Raw genomic sequence first — 25,709 nt, 5'->3', positions numbered from 1 at the left:
GCAAGGCGCCGGAGTATGTCCAGCGCCTTGCAGATTTGATTTAGCGGTTTGCTTGCTCAAAGCGGCGCAGCAACGCGTCACCGCGCTCCTTGGCGCTATCAAGGGCAGTTTTCGCGTCTTTGTCACCGGCCCAGACAGCTTCCAGTTCTTCATCAATGATCCCGCGGATCTGGTCGAAGGAGCCCAAACGCAGACCTTTGGAATTGCCGGTTGGGGCTTTTCCAGTCATCTGCATGCCAGCAATCTCCGTGCCCGGATTAGCGTCATAGAACCCTTCCGCCTTGGTTTGCTCTGCAGCTTCTGTGGTGATTGGCAGGTAACCGGTGTTCTGGTGCCATTTCGCCTGAACGTCGGAACTGGACAGGAAAGACAGGAACTGGGAGACGCCTTTGTATTCTTCAGCGTCATGTCCAGCCATAACCCACAGCGACGACCCGCCGATGATGGTGTTTTGTGGGGCGTTGCCCGCACCTTCCCAGTACGGAAGCGTGCGAATGTCAAAGTCGAACTTTGCCTCCGCCTTCACGCCCGCATAGCCAGCAGAGCTTTCTGTAAACAGCGCGCATTCGCCTGCGCGGAAGTTCGCGCCGCCTTCGTTACGCCGTCCGGTGTAGATGAACTTACCGTCTTTAGCCCACTGCCCCATCGCTTCGATATGGGCGACCTGTACAGGCCCGTTCATCATCAGCTCGGTGTCGAGACCGGCAAAGCCATTCTCCTTGGACGCGAATGGCACGTCGTGCCATGCTGACAAGTTCTCCAGATGGACCCAGCTTTGCCAAGCGGTGACCAGCGGGCAATCCTCGCCGCCGGCCTTCAAACCGTCGAGCGCTTCGCCCACGTTCTGCCATGTGGACAGGTCCATGTCAGGATCCAGACCGGCAGCGGTGAACGCGTCACGGTTCACATACAGAACCGGCGTAGACGAGTTGTAAGGAAGTGACAGCATGTCGCCATCAGTCGTCGTGTAATATCCTTTGACAGCGCCCATATAGGCGTCAGGGTCAAACGGCGCACCGCCTTCTGCCATCACTTCGTAGACAGGCTTGATCGCACCTTTTGCCGCCATCATTGTGGCGGTACCGACCTCGAAAACCATCAGAATTTGCGGCTGCTCACCGGCGCGGAATGCGGCGATACCGGCGTTCAGAGTCTCGGAGTAGTTGCCCTTGTGGCTGCCAACGACAACAAAGTCTGACTGGCTTGCGTTGAACTCTTCGATTTGCTCGGCAAGCAGCTCTCCCAAGCGTCCGGTGAACGCATGCCACCACTGGATTTCTGTTGCAGCATACGCGTTTGATGACAGCGCGATGGTCGACGCAAACGCGCCGAGAAGTGTTCTGATCTTCATGATGTCCTCCCAGACTCACTAATGATTTCTATTCTATACCACCAGCTTAGCGGTACGGTTGCGAGCGTGGCAAGTCTGTTGGGCCACAGCGGCGTAACCCCAGCACCCGATTGCCTCGCGCAAGCTCTAGGTCTTGAAAGTAACAGGAAAAAGACGGCTGGTCGCAAATCCTGCATCCCCATCGTCTCGCTGTTTCGTAAGCGGTGCTTTCATGTCAGGTAAGCCCGAACACGTTTGGAGGTCACTATCCCGCTCAAAACCAAATCCGGCGGATTTAGCTTGTTCGTGGCTGCCGCCAGCGTGTTGCGCGTCGCTCGACCACACCGATGACGCCGTATTCAAGAACAAGCATCAACGCCACAAAGCTCAGCGCGTAAGCGAGCACGTATCCGGTTTCAAACAGCTGGAAGTAGAGATGTATCTGAAACCCGACCCCGTCACTGCGACCCAGAAATTCAACGACCAGCACAATCTTCCAGATGATTGCCAACCCATTGCGGGTGCTGGACGCCAGATAGGGCCATAGCTGAGGCAGGATGACATGACGCAACCGCGTTAGCACCGACATGCGATAGGCCTGCGACATCTCCCTGAGTTTGGGGTCAAGCGCGTGCACACCTTCGCGAACCGTGACCGCAACCATTGCTGTCTTGTTCAAGGCGACCGCCGTAATGGCAGCCACTTCATTGAGCCCGATCCACAGGTAGCACAGCACGATCACCACCAATGCCGGCACATTCAGCAGCACCACCAACCACGCCCCGAACCAGCGATTAAGCGTGTCGTTCATCCCCATGGAGATGCCGATGACGACGCCAAACGCCATGGCCAGAATGAACGCGAGCAAAACGCGTCGCAGGGTGGCGAGCACATGTCGGGGCAATTCGCCCGAGGCAGTTTCGCTAACAAAAATGCTCCAAACCTCACTTGGACTTGGCAACACCGTCGGATCTGCCCCCCACCACGCGGCACCGGCCCAAAGCGCAACCAGTCCGGCAAGGGAGATCACAACCACAATGGCTTGATTTTGAGGTGACGAGATCGACATAGCCGTCAGACTGTCACGGAAAGACCTGCGCGCCCAAGGGCTAATCAACGCGCTTATACCTTAGTCGAATAGGGGCTGCGCCCGCGCCCACCTAGTCTGCAGTTATGTTGGGAGGCAAATCACTCACTGCGCTGGTTTGGGGCGCGGCCCTTTGGGTCGCTTGCGCCCTGTCGGTTGTTGCGGAGCCGTTATCCCGCGAAACGCTAGCGCCTTATATCGTGCCGCCCATGTCGTTGGGTGAGCCGCTCAATGACCAAGGAGTCTGGCAATTGCTGAACTCCGGCGGGGCAGAAGCCGGATACGTCTTCGAGACAGAACCCATGGCCCCGCTTCCCGGTTTTTCCGGCGCCCCGATCAACATGCTGGTGGTTCTTGATCTGGACGGTCGGTTTCTGGACGTCAAACTCATCTCCCACAACGAGCCCATTTTCGTATCGGGTCTCGGTGAGGCTCCGTTCCACAAATTCTTCGAGCAATATCGCGGGCATTCCATCTCGGATAGTTTGGTGGTCGGCACGCCATATGGGGGCGGCGGAGGTGGGTCAGCCCTTGTCTATCTGGATGGGGTAACCAAGGCGACAGCCTCGGTGCGGATCGCGCATGAGAGTTTGCTTGCTGCGGCTCTGAAGGTCGCGCGCGAGAAAATGAACGGCATCTCGACCGGTCCGCCAGCCTATCCTAATCTCGAATATTCCGAACCGCTGGACTGGGCCGCGTTGGTCGAGCAAGGCATCGCAACCCGCAAAGTGGTTTCCAACGCCGAACTCAATGCCGTGTTTGAAGGTACCCTCTGGGAAGATGACGATCCGGAAGCGCAGGATGATCCCAACGGAACTTATCTTGATCTCTGGATCATAGACCTCGGCCCGCCGTCCATTGCAAAGGCGGTTTTGTCCAAGGACAGCTACGAAGAACTGCGCGAGTTCATGTCGATTTCGACGACGGACGAGCCGGTGCTGCTTGTCGAAACTGCCCGCCATGGGCTTATCACCGAAGACTTCGTGCGAAATACGGCGCCAGACCTCATCAGCGCCGATCAGGGGGGCTTTCCCGTGGCCTTCCGCGACGCCGATATCTATGTCGAGATGAACAATGACCTGCCCGAAGACATTCAAGACGGCGCCGCGCTGATTTTACGCACGGACCGGCGCCTCGGGTTTGATCCGGCAGCTGACTGGACCCTGCAAGTCAAAGCCCTTCGGTCCCATGGCGTGTTCCAACCCGAAGTCGGATCCGTCACGCTGACCGCAACCCACGCAACGCCGGAGCGGTTCTATTCGCGCCCCGAAGTCGTCAAGCCCACGCCGCCCTGGGTTGACGCTTTGCGCAACCGGGCCACTGATCTGGTTATACTTTGCGTTTTCGTCGTTGGGCTGATCGCTCTGCTGGGGCTGCGCCTCAACCGCTTGGCAGGACACAAGTTCTTCACCCCGATCCGATTAGGCATTCTGGCACTCGTGACGGTTTTCATTGGCTGGTGGGGACAAGGGCAATTGTCCATCGCAACCCCTATGGCGGTTCTTCGCACTGCGAAAGACAGCGGAAGCTTCGCGTTCTTGCTTTATGATCCGTTTTCTTTGGTCATCTGGGCCGTCACCATCCTTGGATTTGTCCTCTGGGGTCGTGGGCTTTTCTGTGGCTGGTTGTGCCCGTTTGGCGCGATGCAAGAATTTGCGCATCATTTGGGGCGTCTATTGCGCCTGCCGCAGATCGAGCCAACAGTGAAATGGGATCACCGTTTGAAATGGCTGAAATACCTCGTGCTGGCGGGTCTGGTAGCAATCATCTTTATCGCCCCTGCCCGACTCGATAAAGCCATTGAAGTGGAGCCTTTCAAAACTGCGATCACGACATTCTTCGTCCGCGAATGGTATTACGTGGCCTATGCCGTTGGCCTGCTGGTTTTGTCTATGGTGCTGTTCAAGGGCTTCTGCCGTTACCTTTGCCCGCTTGGGGCGGTCATGGCGATTGGCGGGTTGGTCCGGGGCCGCGACTGGATCGCGCGCCGTGCGGAGTGTGGCTCCCCATGCCAGCTGTGCCGCGTCAAATGCAACTACGGGGCGATCAAGAAAACGGGCGAGATCGAATACTCGGAGTGTTTCCAGTGCCTCGACTGCGTGACAATTCATGATGACGAGACACAATGCGTCCCGCTGATCCTCGCCGCCAAGGGGCGTAAAGTAGGGATGGCTGCCGAATGAAACTGACCCGCCGCCGTTTCCTTACAATTTCAGCTGCGTTCGCAGCCCTTCCGGCGCACGCCAACAGCTGGCAGGGCCGCGCATTCGGGGCCGATGTCAGCATTACGATCAACGGCCCGCGCGATTTGGCAAAACCAGCCCTCGCCGAAGCTCGACGAACCATTCGCGAAATTGAGCAATTGTTCAGCCTGTATGATCCAGCATCCAGCCTGTCCCGCTTGAACAACTCTGGCGCGCTCGTCGATCCCGACCGCTGCTTCCTTGCGCTCATGAAAGCTGCCGATGACGCCTACCGGATCACCGGTGGCCTTTTCGATCCGACCGTGCAGCCATTATGGCGCGCGCTTGCAGAAGAGCACGACCCGACCGTTGCCCGGGCCGCAATCGGATGGGAGAGAGTCAACTTTGACACTGATCGGATCACCCTTGATGCTGACCAATCATTGACCTTCAATGGGATCGCGCAAGGCTTTGCCACCGACCTCGTCGTCGATGCGCTAACGCGCAGCGGCTTGGCGAATACACTGGTTAACATTGGCGAGTATCGCGGGGTCGGCGGGCCATGGAGCATCGGGTTAAGCGATCCAGATCACGGCTACTTCGGGACACGTGCGCTCACTACCGGTGCTGTGGCGACCTCAAGCCCCTCAGCGCTTAGTCTGGGTGCGCATGCTCATATCTTACACCCCACCGCGCGCCCTCAATGGTCAACGGTGTCGGTCGAAGCCGCGACCGCCACGATGGCCGATGCTCTGTCCACTGCGCTGGTTTTGGCACCACGTGACGCGGTTGAAAACATCGCCCGCGCCGCTGGGCTTCGTCGGGTGACGCTGGTGACTTTCGACGGCGATCTGACCACGATCTAGCCCGACATGAAAAAGGCCCCGCCGAGGTGGCAGGGCCTTCCCATCACTTAATGCAAACCGGACTACGAAGCCGCCGCGACTGCCCGCTTAGTCATCACCGCCACCAAATGTGCGCGATATTCGGCAGAGCCGTGCAAGTCCGCGATCAAGTCGTCGGCACTCACGGTGAGACCGTCCAATGCACCCGCCGAGAAGTCTTTCGACAGTGCCTCCTCGGCAGCCGTCCAGCGATGCACACCCTCGTTGGAAGCCCCCGTGACAGCCACGCGAACACCGTCCGCAGTTTTCGCCACGAACACCCCGACCAGCGCGAAACGCGAGGCGGGTTGCACGAACTTTTGGTAGTTGGCTTTCTCGGGGATCGGAAACTTGACGGCGGTGATTATCTCACCCTCGTCCAGTGCCGTCTCGAACATGCCGACAAAATAGTCATCCGCCGCAATCTCGCGTTCATTGGTCACGATGGTCGCGCCAGAACCCAAAGCCGCCGCAGGATAACACGCAGACGGGTCATTGTTGGCAATGGAGCCGCCAATTGTGCCGCGACTGCGCACCGCCGGGTCACCGATGTTTGCGGCCAGTTCGGAAAGCGCTTTGTAACTGCCATCCGCCGCGACATCGTCATGAGTGGTTCCGCCGCCGATGGTCAAGACACCACCGGCAGAGGAAATCCCCTTCATCTCGGCCACGCCTGTCAGCGAGACCAGCTTTTCGGGGCTGGCCAAGCGTTGCTTCAGCGTCGGGATCAGGGTTTGCCCGCCCCCCAGCGCTTGCGCGTCTTCATTGCTCAATGCGGCGACCGCTTCGGCCACGGTTGCAGGGCGCTCTATGTCAAATGCATACATGTGCTCTCTCCTCTCAAGCGTTCTGCATGGCCGACCACACGCGGTGTGGGGTCATTGGCATGTCGATATGGGTGACGCTTTTACCGCCGGATTGCAACGCGTCGATAACAGCGTTCACCACCGTCGGAGGTGAGCCGATGGCCCCCGCCTCACCGCAGCCTTTCACACCCAACGGGTTATGCGTACAGGCATTCCCTTGGCTGTGATCGACGGTGTAGAACGGCAGATCATCTGCGCGCGGCATGACGTAGTCCATGTAGGACGCGCTCAGCAACTGGCCGTTCTCGTCGTAGGTGGTGTTTTCCAACAGTGCCTGACCGATGCCCTGGCCCAAGCCGCCATGCACCTGACCGGTCACGATCATCGGATTGATGACGTTGCCGAAATCATCCACTGCGGTCATGCTTTCCACGGTCACCTTGCCGGTCTCGGGGTCGACTTCGACCTCGCAGCAATAGGCACCGGACGGATAGGTGAAGTTGGCCGGATCGTAGAATGCGGTTTCCTCCAAACCCGGCTCGATGTCCTCCAGAGGGAACTCATGCGGGATGTAGGCTTTCAGCGCCACCTCCCCGAAGGTCACCGATTTATCCGTGCCAGCAACCGAGAACACACCGTCTTTCAGCTCAATGTCACCATCGGAGGCTTCCAACATATGGGCCGCGATCTTCTTGGCCTTGTTGATGATCTTCTCGGTGGCACGCACCACGGCGGAGCCGCAGACAGCCAACGAGCGCGAACCATAGGTCCCCATCCCGAACGGGATCTTGGACGTGTCGCCATGCACGATGTCGATGCTTTGCGGATCAATGCCCAGCATTTCTGCCACCACTTGCGGGAAAGCCGTCTCATGGCCTTGGCCGTGAGAATGCGCGCCTACCATGACGGAGAGGTTCCCCGTGGCGTTCACTCGAACGGTGGCTGCATCGTAGAGGCCCACACGAGAGCCAAGCACACCCACAAGGTTTGACGGCGCGATTCCGCAAGCCTCGATATAGGCGTTCACGCCGAAGCCGCGCAGCTTGCCTTTCTTCTCGCTCGCTTTACGACGAGCCTCGAAGCCAGCCACATCGGCGACCTTCTCCATCTGGTCCATCAGGGCATCGTAATTGCCGCTGTCATATTCCAGCCCGGCGGCACTCGCGAAGGGGTACTGGTCGGGTTTGATGAAGTTCTTCCGGCGCAACTCGATCGGGTCCATGCCGATTTCGCGGGCCGCTTTGTCGATGACACGTTCCAGCGAAAACGTCGCTTCCGGACGACCAGCGCCGCGGTAGGCATCAACCGGTGCCGTGTTGGTAAAGACCGCCTTCACATTCACATAGACGTTGGGAACTGTGTAGTTGCCCGCCATCAAAGTGCCGTGCAGGAAGGTCGGCGTCGCAGTCGAGAAGTTCGACAGATACGCCCCGACATTGGCCATGGTTTCGGTACGGAAGGCGAGGAAGTTACCGTCCTTATCCATCGCCAACTCGATCTTGGTGACGTGGTCACGACCATGCGCGTCCGTCAAGAACGCCTCGGTCCGGTCCGCAGTCCACTTAACCGGACGCCCGATCTTCTTGGCCGCTGCCAGCACCAGAGCCTCTTCACCGTAATGATAAATCTTGGAGCCGAAGCCACCCCCCACATCAGGGGCGATAACCGTCAGCTTGTTCTCTGGGATACCCAGCACAAACGCCGAGATCAAAAGCCGCGTCAGGTGCGGGTTTTGCGACGTGGTGTGCAGCACGTATTCGTCGTTGGCGCGGTTATACTGTGCCATGGAACAGCGTGGCTCCATCGCGTTTGGCACCAGACGGTTGTTGACCAATTCCAGCGTCGTGACATGATGCGCGCCTTTGATGGCAGCATCAGTTGCGGCGCGGTTGTCTTCGATCCAGCCCCAGTCAAAACACTGGTTGGTGCCGATTTCGTCATGCACATAGTGATCAGCCGCCAAAGCGTCCTTCATATTCACAAGCGCGGGCAGTTCTTCGATGTCAGCCTCAATGGCTTCAACGGCGTCTTTAGCCTGCTCGATTGTTTCGGCAATAACGGCGGCATAGGCGTCGCCTACATGACGTACTTTGCCGTGTGCCAAAACAGGCCGCTTGGGCTCTTTCATCGGCTCGCCATCGCGTGAGTTGATCAACCAGCCCGCGGGGTTGCCGCCAACTTCAACGAAGTCTTCGCCAGTGAACACCGCCAGCACACCCGGCATGGCTTCCGCTGCCGAAGTGTCGATGCTTTTGATCACACCATTGGCCACGGTCGAGCGCGCAAACACCGCCGACGTCTGGCCGAACATATTCATATCATCGCAATACTGACCTGTCCCGGTCAGAAAGCGGACGTCTTCGCGGCGCACTGTTGAGGCGCCAATTCCACCATCTTTGGGCATGAAAATTCCTCCCTTATATCTCTATTATTCGGCGGCGATGGCACTGACGTCCTGTCCGGACGCGGCCATGATTGCCTTGACGATGTTGTGGTAGCCCGTGCAGCGGCAGATGTTGCCTTCAAGATACTCGCGCACCTCGGCCTCTGACGGCTTGTGGTTGTCCTTCAGCAAAGCCGCCGCAGACATCACCATGCCCGGTGTGCAGAACCCGCATTGCAACCCGTGGTGCTCTTGAAACGCCGCTTGGATCACGTTCAGCGAACCATCCGCGTTGGCTTGCCCCTCGATGGTCGCCACATCGGCCCCATCAGCTTCCGCCGCAAACATAGTGCAGGATTTTACCGGCTTGCCATCCACATGAACGACGCAGGCCCCGCATTGCGAGGTGTCGCAACCGATATGGGTGCCGGTCAGGTGCAGGTCTTCGCGCAAGAAGGAAGACAGCAGCGTGCGCCCCTCCACCTCACCCGAGACGGACTTGCCGTTGATGGTCATCGTTACTTTGGTCATCCTATCCTCCCTTGGATATCTTTGTCTTCTCAGGCGCAGTCCGTCAGCTTACCAGCCGTTTGAACCAGCCCTTTTTCTTGGTCTCGTCATTGCCACCTGCGGCATCTTCTTCTTCGCCCGCCACCGGCGCGCCAACGGCGTCTTGGAAATTATTGAAGAACTGATCCGCCATCTTCTTGGCGAAGCCGTCAATGATGCGAGAGCCGAGTTGTGCGAGTTTTCCGCCGACCTTGGCCTCCACCTCATAGTGCAGAATGGTGCTATCACCCTGCGCCTCTAGGCGTACATCAGCGCCACCCTTGGCAAAGCCGGCAGCCCCGCCCTTGCCTTCGCCTGAAATCGTCATGCTCACTGGCTCGACGATCTCGCTCATCTGCACGGCCCCCTTGAAGGTCGCCTTCACCGGCCCGACTTTCTGGACAACCGTCGCCTCGAAACCTTCGTCGGCAGAGCCGGTCATTTCCTGGCATCCCGGCACGCAGGCTTTCAAAACTTCCGGGTCCAGCAAAGCAGCCCATACGGTGGCCACATCAGCATTAATCTCGCGGCTGTCACTCAAATTCATGGCAGATTCCGTTTCCTTGTTATGGCCAACCTACGTTCACGTCCCGCCCCCGCCTATGAGACTAAGGGTGTAGAAGCGGTTGCAGCATCAGCGATCCGGGGGCTGAAAACTCAGCCCAAAACTTTCGTAAATTTTCGCGATGCGACCGTCTTGCAGCGCGTAATTGATGGCGTCATCAACAGCGTATGACAAGGGGCGGTAGCGAAAATTCACGGCCACACCCAGTGTCCACTTGCTTACAGCGAAACCCGCGAGGGGCGGTTGATGCACCGCAGTGCTGTCGTCTAACCCGTATTCCAGTTGCGCCAATGGGCCCATCGCAGCCTTGGTCTTACCATCCGCGAGGGCCTCCATAGCAAGTCCCATATCCGCGAAGCGCTGCACGTGATTGGCAAGCTGACCACCTGCAAAAGATGACAGGTAGAAGTCGGAAATCGAGTCATTCTCAACGGCAACAGGATCAAACCTGAAATAGGCAGGCACAGGTTTTTCGTCAGGGTAGCTCTTTTTGTCATAGGCAATCGCGATGGACTCGGACGCGTATTGCCCCGTGAACACCACCTGCTCTACGCGGCACTTGAAAGCACTGTCATACGGGATCCGCATCATCACGTTGGAAACGCGTCCCCCGACGATCGGCCCCACCCAGATATTGTTGCGCAGGTCGGCTTCTAGGTTTTCACCGGCTGCGACGAAGTTAAACCGCGCCTCAATGCCCAAATCTGCCGCGATCAGTTTGGCGATCTCGACATCTACGCCTTTCGCCTTGCCAGCCTCCTCCCAACTGTAGGGTGGATAGTCTGCATAAACGGCGAAAAGCATGTGACCTTGATCCTGCAGCACATCTAGATCTTGCCCGACAACATCGCGTCCGACATTTTGCGGGCGCTCCTGCGGGACATAATCTGCGCAGGGATCAGCAGCGTGGACCTGCCCCGCCAAGAGCAGGCCCACAACCACCAGGGAGAAACGCTTTACGCCACGCATCATTGTCAGTGCGCTGCAGATAGGCCGATGGTCAGCGTTTCCGCTGCCGATTTATAGGCATCAGGTGTGCCATCAATGAGGTTCGCCGCACGATATGCGACCGAGTCAGCAACAGGTGCGCCTGATAGGGTTTCGATGCTGCCTGCGATTTCCGTCAGGCGCGATCTGATCGCATCTGCGTCTGCGCCACTCGTGTCGGTCGCATAGCCTGCCAACTGATCACGCAGTTCCTTGAGTTCGTCCGAAACCTCTTCCATCGCATCACTGTCCGGACGGGTCTCAATATAAGTGCGGATGGCCCATGCAGCGTCTTGCCCTAGCAACTCACCAAATGCCGGCATTTTGGTAATGCCGTTTTGGGTATAACCAGTGCGGAACCGCTCGACGAACCATTCGTCGCCGTATTCTTCAGCCTCAAGGAACCGTAAATCCGGGGCCAAACCACCTGAAACCACCTCCAAACCGTGGCAGCGCGCGCAGTTCTGGTTGTAACCGGAAGAGCCGATCTCGACGGCTTTCTGCCAAACCTCCTCCCCGACTTCGGAGGCTCGGTAAGGGTTTTCTGTCAACCATTCCTCGCCCGTCTCCGGCAAGCCGGCGGTGTCAACGGGCTGCGGGTTCACATCCCCATGTGCATAGGCCAAAGTGGTTGCCGCAAAGATGGCCCCTGCAGTCAATAAACCTTTGAACGAAGCGTTGTGCATTCCTATCCTCCCAGAACGGCGCAATTCCCTTTCCCTGCTTTTAAGACAGGCCAGATGCTTTGCGGTATTGGACTTTGGTTGTGGTCCGCCGGACTTCGCGACCAAAGTCTCATTCGACCGCTCGTAGATGGCTTGCTAGCCTCGACGGTAAGGGAGGACATTCTATGCATCGGGTCATAATTTTGACAACGGCCTTGCTTTGCGGGCAAGGCGCAACAGCTGACGTTGCACTGGATGTTGGGTATCTCAGTGTCGAAGCGCACCGCCCCCCGACGCTGTCAAATCTCGACCCGGTTCCTGCCAACCTTGGCTTGGCAGGCGCACAGACTGGTCTCCAAGACAACCTGACGACCGGCAAGTTTCTTGGTCATGGTTATAGCCTGATCGAAGTCCAAGTGTCCGTTGGAGAAGATCCTTTAGAGCCCGCCCGCGATCTCCTGCAATCGACCTCATTCATTCTATTGGACGCCCCCGCCGAGACGCTCGCCGCAATCGCGGACCTGCCCGAGGCGCAGGGCGCCATATTGTTCAACACTTCAGCGGGAGAGCTGTCATTGCGAGACACAGAGTGTCGCGCCAACCTTCTGCACAGCTTACCTTCTCACGCGATGCGCACCGACGCGTTGGCGCAGTTTTTCGTCCAAAGACGCTGGAACGATCTGGTGATGATCTTCGGCAGCTATGCGCAAGACCAAGCCTATGCCGAAGCCATGCGGCGCTCTCTCAAGAAGTTCGGAATGGCGCTATCCGAAGAAAAGTCTTGGGCGTTTGATGCCGACATGCGTCGCACGGCGTCTCAGGAAATTCCCTTGTTCACGCAGGACCTCGGCGACTACGACGCCTTGATCGTGGCGGACGAGCTGCACGATTTCGGCCGCTACGTTTTGTATAACACTTGGCAGGCGCGCCCTGTCGTGGGCTCCGAAGGTTTGTCTGCCGTCACGTGGTCCCCCGTGATCGAGCAGTGGGGTGCTGCGCAACTACAAAGCCGTTTCTCGGACGCCCATGCGCGCGACATGGCTACGCAAGACTATGCCGCTTGGGCCGCCATGCGCAGCCTAGGCGAAGCCGTGACACGCACCAATAGCGCGGACCCCGACACGCTGCGGAGCTACATTCTGTCTGACAGTTTCGAGCTTGCCGGTTTCAAAGGCCGCCCGCTCACCTATCGCGCATGGAACGGGCAACTACGCCAACCGATCGCCATCGCCCACCCGCGCGCCTTGGTGGCCCAAGCCCCGCTTGAAGGGTTTCTGCACCAAACGAACGAACTTGATTCACTGGGGCTCGATCGCCCCGAAAGCCAATGCGAGGCCTTCCAATAATGCTCCCCATCTCAAAACATGTCATCGCAGGCGGCACCGCCTTCTTGCTCTGCTCAACGACGACCCACGCCGGTGAAATCTGGGTCACAAACGAGAAAGACGATACCGTCTCGGTGATCTCAACCGAAACCTTGGAGGTCATCCAAACCTACGAGACGGGCGAGCGCCCGAGGGGGATTACCTTCTCCAAGGACTTTTCACGCGTTTATATATGCGCATCAGACAGTGACGCGGTGCAAGTCATGGACCCGAACACTGGCAAAATCCTCCACGACCTTCCGTCCGGCGAAGACCCTGAACAATTCGTCCTGCACCCTGATGACAAACATCTCTACATCGCCAATGAAGACGATGCGATTACCACGGTGGTCGACGTAGAAAGCCGCAAGGTCGTTGCGCAAATTGACGTCGGCGTGGAGCCGGAAGGAATGGCTGTTTCCCCCGATGGCATGGTCGCGATCACCACCTCCGAGACCACGAATATGGCACATTGGATCGACACCACGACCCAGCAGTTATTTGCAAATACCTTGGTCGACAGCCGCCCGCGTCACGCCGAGTTCGTCAAGGACGGCTCCGAGATGTGGGTTAGCTCGGAGATTGGCGGCACGATCACCGTCTTCGATGTGGCGACGCAAACCGAGAAGGCGAAAATCAGCTTTGAGGTTCAAGGCGTTCATCCTGATCGCGTTCAACCAGTCGGCTTCGAATTCACCGAAGGCGACACATACGCCTTCGTTGCCCTCGGCCCCTCAAATCACCTCGCCGTGGTGAATGCCGAGACCTATGAGGTCGAAGATTACATCCTTGTCGGCCGCCGCGTCTGGCATATGGCCTTTAACGCCGACAGGTCGCGACTGTTCACGACAAACGGCGTGTCCGGCGACGTCACCGTTGTTGACGTCGCTTCACGCAAAGCACTCAAATCCATCAAGGTCGGTCGATTCCCTTGGGGTGCTGCATTTCGCCCCTAGGGACCACGCTCCTAAACTTTCGCAGCAACTCCGAAAGGAATCTCCATGCGCTCAGCTCTCTTGGCATTAATCCTCACCACCTCGGCAGTATATGCGGAAGGCTTTGGTGCAGCTGGCCTGTTATCCGGCAAGAACAAAGAAGATCTGCCACCGATCATCCTGTCATCAGGCGTGCCACTATCCGATGCCCCGTGGGTGCTGAAGTCCGGCACGTATTACGAGTTCGAGATACAAGGTGACGGGTCGCAGGAACTGGCTTTGGTTGGCCCCGAGTTCTTTCGGGCGATCTGGGTCGACGAAATCGTGGTGGAAGGATTGGAAATCCGCCCTCTCGGCCTCGACAGCATCGAATTTGACGAGGCAGGGGAAATGGAAATAGGGTTCGTGGCAATCAAGCCGGGGCGTTACTACCTGAAAATACCGGGAACGACTGGCGAAACCCAACGCGTTGAAATCACCATCGAATGACTGGACTGAAAGTCTCTAATCTTAGCTACCACTACGGCGCGAAGATCGCGTTGAACGAGGTGAGTTTCGAGTTGAAGACCGGCGAGTTCTGCGCCCTTCTGGGTCCGAACGGAGCCGGAAAATCTACGCTGTTCAACCTGCTGACGCGTCTGTTCGTGTCACCGAACGGGCATATAGAGATCGCAGGTCACGATCTGTCACGTTCGCCGCGCAAGGCATTGGCACAGCTTGGTATTGTCTTCCAGCAAACCACTTTGGATCTAGACCTGACAGTGCGCCAGAACCTGTCCTACTTCGCAGCACTTCACGGCATATCCGGCGCAGACGCAACGCGGCGCATCGATGCATCGCTGGACCGTCTAGGCATGCTGGAACGCGCCGACGAGAAGGCCCGCACGTTAAACGGTGGCCACAAACGCCGCGCCGAAATCGCACGAGCTTTGATCCATAACCCCATGGTTTTGCTGCTTGACGAGCCAACGGTAGGACTTGACGCTGCCGCAAGGGCGTCCATCACAAGTCACGTTCATGATTTGACCGCTGACGGCACAACAATCCTTTGGGCGACCCACCTTACCGATGAAGTGCGCGATGATGACCGGCTGATCATCCTGCATCAAGCACATATTCTGGCCGATGGAACAGCGCGTGACATAAGCGGCAAAGCCCCGCTGCAAAGCAGGTTCCTGGACCTCACCGCGGCGCCTGTATGAGCGCTTACCTGACCTCCCTGCGCGCCATCGTTACCCGCGAGGCGCTGCGTTTCATCCACCAACGCGAGAGATTTATTGCAGCGCTCGTTCGCCCGCTCATCTGGCTGTTGGTGTTCGCCGCAGGGTTCCGCGCCGCACTTGGCCTGAGCATTATTCCACCCTACCAGACCTACATCACCTACGAGACTTACATCGTGCCCGGATTATGCGGAATGATCCTTCTTTTCAACGGGATGCAATCCTCTCTTAGTTTGGTTTACGATCGCGAAATGGGCTCGATGAAACTCCTTCTGACCAGCCCGTTGCCACGATGGTGGTTGTTGTTTTGCAAGCTCCTCGGCTCCACCATCATCTCGGTTCTGCAAGCCTATGCCTTTCTGGCGATCGCAGCCGCTTTCGGTATCACCATGCCTGCGATCGGATATGTCACGGTCCTGCCCGCGCTGGTCGTGGCTGGGGTCATGCTTGGGGCGCTTGGCCTGCTTTTGTCGAGTTTCATCAAGCAATTGGAAAACTTTGCTGGCGTGATGAACTTTGTGATCTTCCCGATGTTCTTCCTCTCTTCCGCACTTTACCCACTTTGGAAAATGGCGGAGTCCTCGAAACTGCTCTACACAATTTGCGCGCTTAATCCATTTACACACGCCGTGGAGCTGATCCGCTTCGCGCTTTACGCCAGCTTCAACGGGCCTGCCTTCCTTTGGACAGTGCTCGTGACAATCATGTTCACCGCAGCTGCGCTGTGGGGATATAATCCCGCCCGAACCGGAATAAGTCGCAGAGGCTGACCTATCCTACGACCACGACATGGGTGAGGTTTCAGGCGAGGTTTGCTATTCTAACCGCAACAACTCGGGATATATTCAAATGAACAGACTTGTCGTCATTGCTGCTTGCCTGCTTGTTCCAATGTCTGCCCTCTCGGCAGAAACAGCTTCTAGGACCATTGAGGGACAGCACGGAACACTGAACCCGCAAGACACGGGGATTGGCATGCTCAAGCGTAAAATAGAGCTGGGAATGACCGATACGGTAACTTGCGCGATGGGCTACTACGTCACCAAATCCGGAAGCCACGATCTTGCGCGCAAGTTCTTCAAACAATGCGCGGAGGCGGGATATACCGGTGCGATGACGTGGATGAGCCAGCTGGAAAACAACGGGCTTGGTGGTGACTACAATCCGGACGCCGCCACCGCATGGGACAAGCGCGCGGCCGATGCCGGGGATCCTGTTGGCAAGTTCAACTATGGTATCGGTTTAATCCGTGGCCACGGTGTTGACCGGAATGAAGACCTTGGGCGTCAGTACGTCGACGAGGCGGCCAATGACGGTCTGCAGATTGCGAAGCGACTGCAAGGTGCCGACTATGATTTGGACGAAGTAACGCCGGACGCCGACAATTGGAAATACGCGCCCTTGTTCTGAACATCGCTGATCACCTTGGCTGGCGTTCCCCCTAAAGTAACGATGCGGCTGGCGAGCTTTCGGGCTTCCTCCGCGACATGGGTGACCAGAATTGTCGTCACCTGATGCGCTGCCCTCAGAGTGGCAAACAGCTCCATCATCTCCTCAACCAACTCGGGGTCGAGTGATACGAAGGGTTCATCCATCAGCAACAAGTCTGGCTTGACTGCAAAAGCTCTGGCCAGTGACAAGCGCCGTTGCTGCCCAAGGGATAACTGCGACGGAAAATCATCTTCCCTGCCCGCAAGACCGACATCCGCCAATGCCTGATCCGCTTCAGCCACCGAGACTCCAGTCGCGATGCGAATGTTGTCGCGCAACGATCGCCACGGCAGCACGGTTGGCTCTTGAAACACCATCGCAACCACACCTTCTACATGGCACTGACCGCCATAGTCGCGTTCCAATCCGGAAATGATCCGCAGGAGGGACGTCTTGCCGATGCCGGATGGCCCCACCAATGCCAGCGTCTCGCCTCGCTTGACCTGAAGCGAGAACACTCCCAAAATCGGCAAGCCTCCCAAATCCAGCGAGGTTACCTGTAAATCCAAAACCGGTCTCGTTGTGTCCGGCTGTGAGCTGGTGAGGCTGGTCACCGCGCGCAGCACATCAGTTGCCGCTCTGCAAAAACGTGCCCTCGGGCAACTCTGTTGCTTTGCCCAACAAGTCTTCGCCCCCTAGCTTGACCATAAGCGCGAGCATGCGGGCTGCCGCCTTCTCGTCAACGGGGCCCGCGTCGGGTATGCCCGCGCGGAAGCCTGCCTTGAGCGCTTCGAACTGGGCATCCGTCTTCGCGTTCATATTCGGGCGCAAGCGGTCCCACTCGGCGTCGTCCTCGGCTAGGATTTCTTTGGCGGCGCGCGACGCCGCAGCCATCCCGTTAACCAGATCAGGGTGGTTCCTTAGCAATTCGCCTTTCACAACATAGCCCAAAAGCGGCGTGTTGGGGTCGAGCCCCAGATCGCTGGCTGCATCTGCAACGTCCACCAGTTTGCGCATCCCTGCGGCTTCCATCTTCGCCATGAAGTGCCAGAAATTAATCGCACCGGCGGTCTCGCCAGACAGTGCTGTTTTGAAGATCAGCGGTGGGGCGCCGAAAACCTGCTCGGTCTCTGCAGCCAAATCCATACCGTAGTTCTTTTCGGCGTAGGCGCGCAAAATCAGCCAGCTTTTATCCAAAGGTCCACCGGCGATACCGATCTTGGTTCCTTTTAGGTCTGCAAGTGTTTGCGCTGTGCTGTCCTTGCCGACCAGCAAACCGCCTACCGCCTTGGAATACGGGATGAACACATAGTCTTTCCCCGACGCCCTTTGCCGTGCGACCCAAAGCCAGTCGGAGACGATCACATCGGCCTCACCGCCCTGAAACGCGACTTGCGCGGCGGAACTGCCCGCCACGCCTTGCACCTGTAGATCAAAGCCGTTCGCGGCGTCCAACCCGTGTTGTTTGATCGTGTTCAGCTCCCAATTCACGGTGCCAAACTTCAAAACGGCAGCCCGCAATGCCGGGGCCTCTGCCCAAGCTGCCGTCGTCAAAAGGGCAGCGACCATAGCGCCACCGAGCGAGTTAAAGAATGTCATGTATGCCTCCCGTTTGTAGCAAGACTACCACTGGTCAGCCCTGCTGAAATACGACCAAAGGACAACGTGAGAACCACCGAGAGCTTGATGCAGATCAACTTAGCGCATCCCAGACAGGTGCATCCCTTACATGACCTAAACAGGAGATTTGATATGGGACGCACACAGTTTTTTAGCAGCCTCGCTTTTGCGGCAGGGCTTGCAAGCAGCGCAGCTTTCGCCGGAGCCGCCTACGAGAACGTAAAGGTTGAAGCGGGTAAAACCCTGTTCGATGCCGAGTGTCATCGGTGCCACGCGGACAATTCATCAGACCCGTCTTATGGCCCTACACTGATCGGCATTATTGGACGGCATGCTGGTACTGTGGCCGACTACGAGTATTCAGAAACGCTCGCCAATGCTCCAATCGTTTGGACGCCCGCCGCCCTCAGGGCTTGGATGGAAGACAACCAAGGCTTCATGCCCGGCACGAAAATGCGTCACGTCGGCATCACCGACCGCACCGTTCAAGACTTCATCTTGTCCTATTTGGCCACGCTAAAGAACTGAAGCGGCGATTAAAATTCGGCGCGGCTGCCTAGGGCTACCCGCGCCGAGCGCCTGTGAGTCGCATCAAAATCAAGATGCCGCCTCTCTGTGTCAAGGCGTTTGGGGTCTTACGACCAATGTTCAATATCTAGAAACAGTCTTTCTAAGAATACTCACCCTCGGGTCGGTCTGCGCTCTGAATTGGTGCGCGACCTTATTGGAACGGCAAAGGGAGGAACCACAATGAACAGGTTCGTAATGGCCGTGACAGCCGCAGTTTTGGCAACAGGTGTTGCACATGCGGAAGTCACCGAAGAAATGCTTCTGAACGACACGGCGTCTACTGGCGATGTGCTGACGAATGGTATGGGGCGCCATCTGCAACGCTACTCGCCTCTGGAAACGCTCAACAAAGACAACGTCAAAAATCTGGTTCCTGCGTGGGCCTTTTCGCTTGGAGGCGAAAAGCAGCGCGGGCAAGAAACACAACCTTTGGTGCACGATGGGGTGATGTATATCACCGGATCATATTCGCGGATGTATGCGATCGACATCAAGACAGGCAAGGAAATCTGGCAATATGACGCCCGCCTGCCTGAAGGCATCCTGCCTTGCTGTGACGTTGTAAACCGTGGTGCCGCGATCTTTGGCGACAACATCTATTTCGGCACGCTTGACGCCCGAATGGTCGCGCTGAACGCGAAGACCGGCGACGTCGTCTGGAACAAAAAGATTGCTGACTACAAAGCGGGTTATAGCTACACCGCAGCGCCGCTGATCGTCAGAGGCTTGGTCATCACCGGCAACTCCGGCGGTGAATTTGGCATCGTTGGCGAAGTGCAAGCGCGCGACGCGGAAACGGGTGATCTGGTTTGGACGCGCCCCGTGATCGAAGGGCACATGGGCACCCTGAACGGTGAAGAATCCACCATGACGGGTGAGCTGAACGCGACTTGGCCTGGTGACATGTGGAAGACTGGCGGCGGGGCCACATGGCTTGGCGGATCCTACGATGCCGACACGGACACCTTGGTGTTTGGTGCAGGCAACCCTGCCCCGTGGAACAGCCACCTTCGGAACGCTGGCACACCGGTCGAGGGCAACAAGGGCGACAACCTTTATGCCGCCTCCCGCATCGGCATCGACCCTGCAACGGGCGAGATCAAGTGGCACTACCAGACCACCCCACGCGAAGGCTGGGACTATGACGGCGTGAACGAAGTGGTGGCCTACACCGACCGTTCCGACAACAAGCGTTGGGCCACGGCTGACCGGAACGGCTTTTTCTATGTGCTGAACCGCGAGGACGGAAAATTCGTCTCGGCTGTGCCATTTGTGAAAGACATCACTTGGGCGGAAGGCATCGACGACACCGGTCGTCCAATCTTTATCGAAGAGGGCCGCCCGGGCGACCCAACGGCAGCAGCAGATGGCAAGAAAGGCGAGGTTGTCTTCGCATCCCCGTCCTTCCTTGGTGGCAAGAACTGGATGCCAATGGCGCATTCGCCCAAGACCGGCCTGTTCTATGTGCCTTCCAATGAATGGGGCATGGATATCTGGAACGAGCCGATCACCTACAAAAAAGGGGCTGCCTATCTGGGTTCCGGCTTCACCATCAAGCCAAACTACGAGGACCACATCGGCAGCTTGAAGGCCATCGACCCCGACACGGGTGAAATCAAGTGGGAGTTCAAGAACGACGCTCCTCTGTGGGGTGGCGTGATGACAACCGCAGGCGGTCTTGTCTTCACCGGCACGCCAGAAGGGAACTTCATCGCATTTGATGACGAGACAGGCGAGGAGCTTTGGTCCTTCCAGACAGGCTCCGGAATTGTCGGCCAGCCCATCACCTGGGAACAGGATGGCGAGCAATATGTCACCGTGATCTCCGGTTGGGGCGGCGCTGTCCCGCTTTGGGGTGGTGAAGTCGCCAAGAAGGTGAACTACCTCAACCAAGGTGGTCTGCTGTGGACATTCCGTCTGCCCGCACAGCTTGCGGCTAAATAAACCGATCAAAAAACATTGGACGCCTCCTTCAATTTAGGGGGCGTCTTTCTTTTCTTAGACTAAGACCTTTTGGCAAGTGACCGAGACCATGCCAACGCGCTAGTCTACCCCCATGACACCACATGGCTTGCCCACATCTGAACCTATCAAACAGCAATTGCAGAAAGGCTGGGCTTTGATCATTGATGATCACCCCCTCTTTTGCGACGCGTTGGAACTCACGCTGAAGTCGGTCGCGGATTTCAGCGAAGTCGTTACGGCCGATTGCCTTGAAGCCGCGCTTCAACGGCTCGACGGGCAAACACCACCTTCTTTGATCCTGCTTGACCTCAACCTGCCAGACGTGAGCGGCCTTGACGGGCTGATGCGCTTAAAGCGGCGCGCCGAAAAATCACCGGTCGTGATCGTATCTTCTATGACTGACAACTCGATCATCAACGGTGCCATCGTTGCCGGTGCTTCGGGCTTTGTTCCAAAACATAGCCGCCGCTCGATCTTCAAAGAGGCGATAGAGCACATCGCAAATGGCGGCATATACAAGCCTTCCGGTTTCGTTGAAGGAAACGCTTCCGAGGAAACCGGTGAAACCGTCTCACGCCTTTCCTCACTGACCAATCAACAGGCCCGTATTCTGGAGCTGATCTGTGAGGGCAAGCTCAACAAACAGATCGCCTACGACCTGTCGATTGCGGAGACCACGGTCAAAGCTCATGTCACTGCGATCATGCGCAAACTCGGCGTTCAAAGCAGAACACAGGCCGTATTGGTGGCGCAGGATGCGAAATTTGCAAGGGTCTTGCCAAGCTCTGATTGAGCGCCGTATCGTCGGGCTCAGGGAGATTAATTCAACATGTTGGTTGACGGTGGGACTGCAGACGTAACCGCATTGAAGGACCGTGCTCCTTCGGGCATTTTGTGTACTGCGCAAGTGCCATGGACGAACACGTCTCCCGTGACGCAGATACTCAAAGAACTTGGGTCGACCCTTTTTAGCGCAGTGGCCTTGTTCGTCAGCCCCCTTGCGGATTTCAGCTATGTGGTTGCCGAAGCCGAACGGTGTTTTCCCGATACGGATGTTCTGGCCTGTACGACCGCCGGAGAGATTGGCAACACCGGGTATGACGAAGGGCTCATCGTTGCGATCGGTTTTCCAAAGTCTGGGTTTGCAACCAAATCCCTATTGATTGAAGGTATCCAAGACCTGCACGCCCAGCCCCTCATCGACCGTATCGCGTTGGAACGTGTTGCCTTGCAAGAGCTGAATCCCGACATGGAACACGGCTTTGCCTTCCTTGTGGTCGACGGGCTGTCACTTAGCGAAGACACCTTGGCCGCGACCATCTCCCCTGCCCTGCGCGACATGCCAATTTTTGGCGGCTCGGCCGGCGACGGGATTGATTTCGGCGAGACACTCGTAGCCCTGAACGGCAAAATTTCCAGCAATGCAGCTGTACTGACCTTGATGAGAAGCCGTCACAAAGCTCGCGTCTTCAGCCTTGACCACCTTGTACCCACCGAACGGCAAATGGTGGTGACCGAAGCTGATCCGGACCGACGCATCGTTAAGTCTATCAACGCAGAACCCGCCGCTCGTGAATACGCGCGAATTGTCGGCAAGGACCCCGAACAGCTCGACCGCTTCACCTTTGCCTCGCATCCTGTCGTGGTGCGGATCGGTGGCACCCATCATGTTCGGGCGATCCAGCAAGTAAACGACGCGGGTGAACTGGTTTTCTTCTCTGCTATCGACGAAGGAATGGTTCTGACCGTCGCGAAGCCGGACAACATGGCCGAACACCTGCGCCGCAAGATGGAAGACCTGTCCAAGGACGGTGTTCCTGCCAACATTATCGGATGCGATTGCATCTTGCGCCGGATCGAGGCCGAGCAAACGCAGATGAGCCGAGAGCTTTCCGATATTTTGTCCTCCCATCGGGTGACGGGATTTTCGACCTATGGCGAACAGATTGGGCCTTTGCACGTGAACCATACGATGAGCGGCGTGGCCTTCTACCACACCGAGTCATCTTCAGAGTGACCTCAGATGTCGTTGATTAACCCCGCCGATTCAGTCGAGCGCCAGAACGAGAAGCTGTTGCAGATCGCGCAGTCTCTCATGCGGCGTGTAGAGCAAAAGAACGAGCAGTCCGGCCTTGCCTATCAACAGTTCGAACGCGCCGCGTTGCTGGAGACGCAAGTTCGCGAGCGCACGCGGGCGCTGGAGCGAACGCTTGATCTACTTCAAGATTCAAACGCCCGCCTCGAGATCGCGAACCTTGAAACAGAAACCGCGCGCGCCAACCTGACCGAAGCGATCGAGACGATCAACGAAGGCTTCGCGCTCTTTGACACCGAAGATCGGCTGGTTCTCTCCAACAGTCGTTTTTGTCGCGACTTGCTGGATATTGAGGAACGGCTGGTCGCAGGACTTCCGTTTCAAAACTATGTCTCTTTGATCTCCAGCAGTCGCTTTCTTGCACTGCCTGAGGGCCAGCAGCCCCAAGAATGGGCTCAGCTACGGATGCAGCGCCACGGCGACGAGCATGTGGTGTTTAACGTCCAACTTCTCTGGGACCGTTGGTTGCAAGTCAGCGAACACCGGACGTCCCGGGGCGGCACCGTCATCTTGCAAACCGATGTGACCGACATCATCCGCATGGAGCGTCAGGAACGCGACAAGATGCGCGACCAGCAAGCCAAAATGCTTCAAGCCACGCTGGACCACCTAAATCAAGGCGTCTGCATCTTCGACCACAACCAAATTCTTGTCGGCTGGAACAAGAAAATGGACGGTATGCTCGCCCCCCCGCGCAGGCGTGCAGCGATCGGTATGGAATTTTCCACGCTGTTGGACCGGTTACGGGATGATCTGGTTTTCCATGACGGATTTGACGCCGAGCATCTCAGCAAATGGGCCAACCATTCCATCAGGCGTCGGCCCATGGCGTTCGAAGTTAGTCGTGGCGGCAATCAAATTTTCAACGTCTTCGCGCAGGAAATGCCGGATGGCGGGTTTGTGATCAGCTTCACGGACGTCACTGCAGAGCGTGAAACCGCGCGGGCGCTTTATGAGATGAACGAGTTTCTTGAACGCCGCGTTCAGGATCGCACTCAGGAACTGGGTGTTGCACTGGCGGAGGCCGAGCGGGCCAATGCCTCCAAAAGCCGGTTCGTGGCAGCGGCAAGCCACGACCTCTTGCAACCGCTTTCCGCAGCAAAGCTCTTCATCTCCTCGTTGCCCGACAAGGTTGAAAATCCGGAGGCGCTGGAGGTTATCGCAAAAACCGAAACCGCTTTGATGGGCGCGGAGCAAATCATTGAGGCCTTGCTCGACATCTCAAAACTCGACGCAGGCAAAGCGGTCTTTAAAGTTCAGCCGCTCAACCTGTCGCGCATCTTCGCCCCGCTTCGTGACGAGTTGTCGCCATTGGCGAACAAAAAGGGCATCGAGCTTAGGATCGTAGATTGCGATTTGAGCGTGCGCAGCGACCCGGGCTATCTGCGTCGGATCGTTCAAAACCTCGTATCCAACGCGATCCGCTATACTAACCAAGGCCGAGTGCTTGTCGGTGTAAGACGCGTGGGGGAGCGTGCAAAAATCGAAGTCTGGGATACCGGACGTGGCATCCCAGAAAGCGAACAGCGTACGATTTTTCAAGAGTTCCACAGGCTTGATGCCACCAACTCGGAAGCGGGTCTTGGGCTGGGTTTGGCGATTGTTGAGCGTGCCTGTAAAGGTCTGGATCACGAGTTGAACCTATGGTCCGCACCAGGTGTCGGGAGTTGTTTTTCACTGATGGTTCCAGTCAACGACGCGAAAACGGAGCGCACGCAGCCTGAAGAATTCTCTCCATCCCGAGACGCAAAAAACTTGCACGGCCTCTTGTTCATGCTTGTCGAAAACGACCCCCAGCTGGCAAGTGCCATGTCGATGATGATCGAGGGCCATGGCGCATCCGTTATCCATGCACATAGCGCCGAAGAAGCGACCGCCCTGCTTCATGAAATCGAACTGATACCCGATGCGATGCTTTTGGATTATCACCTCGGTTACGGTCGGACGGGCACCGAATTCTACGAATCCCTGTCCGCCGATTATCGGGACGTCCCAACCGCCATCGTGTCAGCCAACCGCTCCAAAGAGTTGAAGGACACATGCAAGCGCCTGTCGCTGCGGCTGCTTGAAAAGCCGATCAGCAAAGAGAGCCTGAGAGGCTTCCTGTCCCAAATCCCGACGGCTCGCCACGTGGAGTTTTAGGCCATTCTCGATGCCTTCAGGCGTCTCGGTCCATTATCCACTTCACCTCCGGTGCTGGTAGGAAGCGCCATTTCCGAAGCGGCCCGGCCATCACATTCAGATAGTACATCTCGAACCCATAGGGCGCGCCGCAAGGATGGTGTCCACGCGGCACCAGAACCACATCCCCATCGGCCACCGCCATCGTCTCGTCCAGCTGCCCGTCGTCGGTATAAACGCGCTGAATACCGAACCCGTTGGCCGGGTTTAGCCGGTGGTAATAGGTCTCTTCGAGGTAAGTAATTCGTGGGTAGTCATCCTCGTCGTGGCGATGACTGGGATAGGAGGACCAGTGTCCCGCAGGCGTGAATACTTCGGTCACGAGCAAACTATCCGCGTAGTCCTCGTTCTCCATCGCGATGTTGTTGATGTGGCGTGTGTTGGTGCCTTTGCCGCGCTCTGTCAGTGTGATGCCATCCGGCCCGATCCGACGCGCTTCATGCCCGCCCTTCCCGGGTGCGGAGCAGACAGCGATGACGCACTCGGTTTCAGCCACCGCCGCCCAATCGGTTCCGTTCGGCATATAAAGGCAATGCGGCGGTGTTTTTTCAAACACGCTCATCCGGTCCCCTAAAACGCCCCAATCCCGTTCAGCGCCTTGTATCGCGGCCTTTCCTTCAACCATGACAAGGATCACCTCGCGATCACCCGTCGCTTCCGCGATGCGTTCACCGGCCCGCAAGCGATGAAGCGCAAACCCGACATAGCGCCAGCCAGCCGATTCAGGCGTGATGTCATGCACCTTGCCGTGGGTGCCGCATGGTTTTCGCTGAAGATCCGCCATATCGGGGGCTACCTTTCGAGTTGATCAAGAACCTCAATTACATCAGCGCGTGCCGACCGCCAGAGACTCCACCTCTAACCTTGTGCCACCATATGGCGCGTTGGG

The 25,709-nt window shown here is 57.4% G+C and carries 24 protein-coding genes; 13 read left to right on the top strand and 11 right to left on the bottom strand.

All coding sequences use genetic code 11. From position 1 onward, the window contains the following. Window positions 1-40: 40 nt before the first annotated feature. Window positions 41-1,351 (bottom strand): sn-glycerol-3-phosphate ABC transporter substrate-binding protein UgpB, encoded by a 1,311-nt coding sequence (gene ugpB / locus BUB72_RS03595; protein ID WP_073140803.1) that lies wholly within the window; start codon window positions 1,349-1,351, stop codon window positions 41-43. 274 nt (window positions 1,352-1,625) lie between these two features. Next, entirely contained in the window at window positions 1,626-2,399 is a 774-nt protein-coding gene (locus BUB72_RS03590; RefSeq protein WP_073140801.1) for an ABC transporter permease, read from the bottom strand. Between the two features lie 104 nt (window positions 2,400-2,503). Between BUB72_RS03590 and BUB72_RS03585 the strand changes: the two genes are divergently transcribed. Together BUB72_RS03585 and BUB72_RS03580 are read left to right on the top strand one after the other, a co-directional pair. Then, window positions 2,504-4,600 (top strand): 4Fe-4S binding protein, encoded by a 2,097-nt coding sequence (locus BUB72_RS03585; protein WP_073140799.1) that lies wholly within the window; start codon window positions 2,504-2,506, stop codon window positions 4,598-4,600. Continuing rightward, the gene (locus tag BUB72_RS03580; RefSeq protein ID WP_073140797.1) at window positions 4,597-5,466 is read left to right on the top strand and encodes an FAD:protein FMN transferase; all 870 of its coding nucleotides are present in this window, start codon (window positions 4,597-4,599) and stop codon (window positions 5,464-5,466) included. Before BUB72_RS03585 ends, BUB72_RS03580 begins: the two co-directional genes overlap by 4 nt. 62 nt (window positions 5,467-5,528) lie before the next feature. On the opposite strand, the gene BUB72_RS03575 is transcribed toward BUB72_RS03580, so the two are convergent. From BUB72_RS03575 to pedF, 6 genes are all read right to left on the bottom strand, one after another. Then, on the bottom strand, window positions 5,529-6,311 hold the full coding sequence (locus BUB72_RS03575) for an FAD binding domain-containing protein (RefSeq protein ID WP_073140795.1): 783 nt from the start codon (window positions 6,309-6,311) through the stop codon (window positions 5,529-5,531). Between the two features lie 13 nt (window positions 6,312-6,324). Beyond that, window positions 6,325-8,694, bottom strand: coding sequence for a xanthine dehydrogenase family protein molybdopterin-binding subunit (locus BUB72_RS03570; RefSeq protein WP_073140793.1), 2,370 nt, complete (start codon window positions 8,692-8,694; stop codon window positions 6,325-6,327). Window positions 8,695-8,718: 24 nt separating this feature from the next. Continuing rightward, complete coding sequence (locus BUB72_RS03565) at window positions 8,719-9,204, bottom strand: (2Fe-2S)-binding protein (RefSeq protein WP_073140791.1); 486 nt, start codon at window positions 9,202-9,204, stop codon at window positions 8,719-8,721. Between the two features lie 43 nt (window positions 9,205-9,247). Then, window positions 9,248-9,769, bottom strand: a complete 522-nt coding sequence (locus tag BUB72_RS03560) for an SRPBCC family protein (protein WP_073140790.1) — start codon at window positions 9,767-9,769, stop codon at window positions 9,248-9,250. 87 nt (window positions 9,770-9,856) lie between these two features. Continuing rightward, window positions 9,857-10,756: a substrate-binding periplasmic protein gene (locus BUB72_RS03555; protein WP_083588585.1), complete on the bottom strand. Its 900-nt coding sequence runs from the start codon at window positions 10,754-10,756 to the stop codon at window positions 9,857-9,859. 5 nt (window positions 10,757-10,761) lie between these two features. Beyond that, window positions 10,762-11,460: a cytochrome c-550 PedF gene (gene pedF, locus BUB72_RS03550; RefSeq protein ID WP_073140788.1), complete on the bottom strand. Its 699-nt coding sequence runs from the start codon at window positions 11,458-11,460 to the stop codon at window positions 10,762-10,764. A 164-nt stretch (window positions 11,461-11,624) separates the two neighbouring features. On the opposite strand from pedF, the gene BUB72_RS03545 reads away from it, so the two are divergent. From BUB72_RS03545 to BUB72_RS03520, 6 genes are all read left to right on the top strand, one after another. Further along, window positions 11,625-12,785 carry an ABC transporter substrate-binding protein gene (locus tag BUB72_RS03545; protein WP_073140786.1) on the top strand — a complete coding sequence of 387 codons (1,161 nt, stop codon included), beginning with the start codon at window positions 11,625-11,627 and terminating at the stop codon, window positions 12,783-12,785. Then, window positions 12,785-13,759 (top strand): YVTN family beta-propeller repeat protein, encoded by a 975-nt coding sequence (locus tag BUB72_RS03540; protein ID WP_073140783.1) that lies wholly within the window; start codon window positions 12,785-12,787, stop codon window positions 13,757-13,759. Before BUB72_RS03545 ends, BUB72_RS03540 begins: the two co-directional genes overlap by 1 nt. A 45-nt stretch (window positions 13,760-13,804) precedes the next feature. Next, window positions 13,805-14,227 (top strand): cupredoxin domain-containing protein, encoded by a 423-nt coding sequence (locus BUB72_RS03535; RefSeq protein ID WP_073140781.1) that lies wholly within the window; start codon window positions 13,805-13,807, stop codon window positions 14,225-14,227. Next, window positions 14,224-14,940 carry an ABC transporter ATP-binding protein gene (locus tag BUB72_RS03530; RefSeq protein WP_073140779.1) on the top strand — a complete coding sequence of 239 codons (717 nt, stop codon included), beginning with the start codon at window positions 14,224-14,226 and terminating at the stop codon, window positions 14,938-14,940. The genes BUB72_RS03535 and BUB72_RS03530 overlap by 4 nt, the downstream gene beginning before the upstream one ends. Continuing rightward, window positions 14,937-15,728, top strand: coding sequence for an ABC transporter permease (locus BUB72_RS03525; RefSeq protein ID WP_073140777.1), 792 nt, complete (start codon window positions 14,937-14,939; stop codon window positions 15,726-15,728). Before BUB72_RS03530 ends, BUB72_RS03525 begins: the two co-directional genes overlap by 4 nt. Before the next feature lie 79 nt (window positions 15,729-15,807). Then, entirely contained in the window at window positions 15,808-16,368 is a 561-nt protein-coding gene (locus tag BUB72_RS03520; RefSeq protein WP_073141655.1) for a tetratricopeptide repeat protein, read from the top strand. On the opposite strand, the gene BUB72_RS03515 is transcribed toward BUB72_RS03520, so the two are convergent. Both BUB72_RS03515 and BUB72_RS03510 read right to left on the bottom strand, forming a co-directional pair. Further along, window positions 16,308-16,958 (bottom strand): ABC transporter ATP-binding protein, encoded by a 651-nt coding sequence (locus BUB72_RS03515; RefSeq protein WP_245814712.1) that lies wholly within the window; start codon window positions 16,956-16,958, stop codon window positions 16,308-16,310. The genes BUB72_RS03520 and BUB72_RS03515 overlap by 61 nt on opposite strands. Window positions 16,959-17,016: 58 nt before the next feature. Further along, window positions 17,017-17,988 carry an ABC transporter substrate-binding protein gene (locus BUB72_RS03510; protein ID WP_073140772.1) on the bottom strand — a complete coding sequence of 324 codons (972 nt, stop codon included), beginning with the start codon at window positions 17,986-17,988 and terminating at the stop codon, window positions 17,017-17,019. A gap of 153 nt (window positions 17,989-18,141) precedes the next feature. Here BUB72_RS03510 and BUB72_RS03505 point away from each other — a divergent pair, with 153 nt between their 5' ends. The 5 genes from BUB72_RS03505 to BUB72_RS03485 all read left to right on the top strand — a co-directional run bounded on the left by BUB72_RS03505 (window position 18,142) and on the right by BUB72_RS03485 (window position 24,781). Further along, window positions 18,142-18,537: a c-type cytochrome gene (locus BUB72_RS03505; RefSeq protein ID WP_073140769.1), complete on the top strand. Its 396-nt coding sequence runs from the start codon at window positions 18,142-18,144 to the stop codon at window positions 18,535-18,537. A gap of 222 nt (window positions 18,538-18,759) precedes the next feature. Beyond that, window positions 18,760-20,523 carry a PQQ-dependent methanol/ethanol family dehydrogenase gene (locus BUB72_RS03500; RefSeq protein WP_073140767.1) on the top strand — a complete coding sequence of 588 codons (1,764 nt, stop codon included), beginning with the start codon at window positions 18,760-18,762 and terminating at the stop codon, window positions 20,521-20,523. A 112-nt stretch (window positions 20,524-20,635) separates the two neighbouring features. Then, entirely contained in the window at window positions 20,636-21,337 is a 702-nt protein-coding gene (locus BUB72_RS03495) for a response regulator (RefSeq protein ID WP_073140765.1), read from the top strand. Between the two features lie 36 nt (window positions 21,338-21,373). Then, the gene (locus BUB72_RS03490) at window positions 21,374-22,561 is read left to right on the top strand and encodes an FIST N-terminal domain-containing protein (RefSeq protein ID WP_073140763.1); all 1,188 of its coding nucleotides are present in this window, start codon (window positions 21,374-21,376) and stop codon (window positions 22,559-22,561) included. 6 nt (window positions 22,562-22,567) lie between these two features. After that, window positions 22,568-24,781, top strand: a complete 2,214-nt coding sequence (locus tag BUB72_RS03485) for a hybrid sensor histidine kinase/response regulator (protein WP_073140760.1) — start codon at window positions 22,568-22,570, stop codon at window positions 24,779-24,781. A 16-nt stretch (window positions 24,782-24,797) separates the two neighbouring features. Here the strand turns inward: BUB72_RS03485 and iolB are convergent, their stop codons facing one another. Next, a complete protein-coding gene (gene iolB / locus BUB72_RS03480; protein ID WP_073140758.1) occupies window positions 24,798-25,604 on the bottom strand; it encodes a 5-deoxy-glucuronate isomerase in 807 nt (268 codons plus the stop codon). Window positions 25,605-25,709 lie beyond the last annotated feature (105 nt).

This window comes from Litoreibacter ascidiaceicola (genome assembly GCF_900129235.1).
Lineage (GTDB): Bacteria > Pseudomonadota > Alphaproteobacteria > Rhodobacterales > Rhodobacteraceae > Litoreibacter > Litoreibacter ascidiaceicola.
Note: the sequence above shows the minus strand (reverse complement) of the source record. Positions and strands in the feature narration are given on the sequence as shown.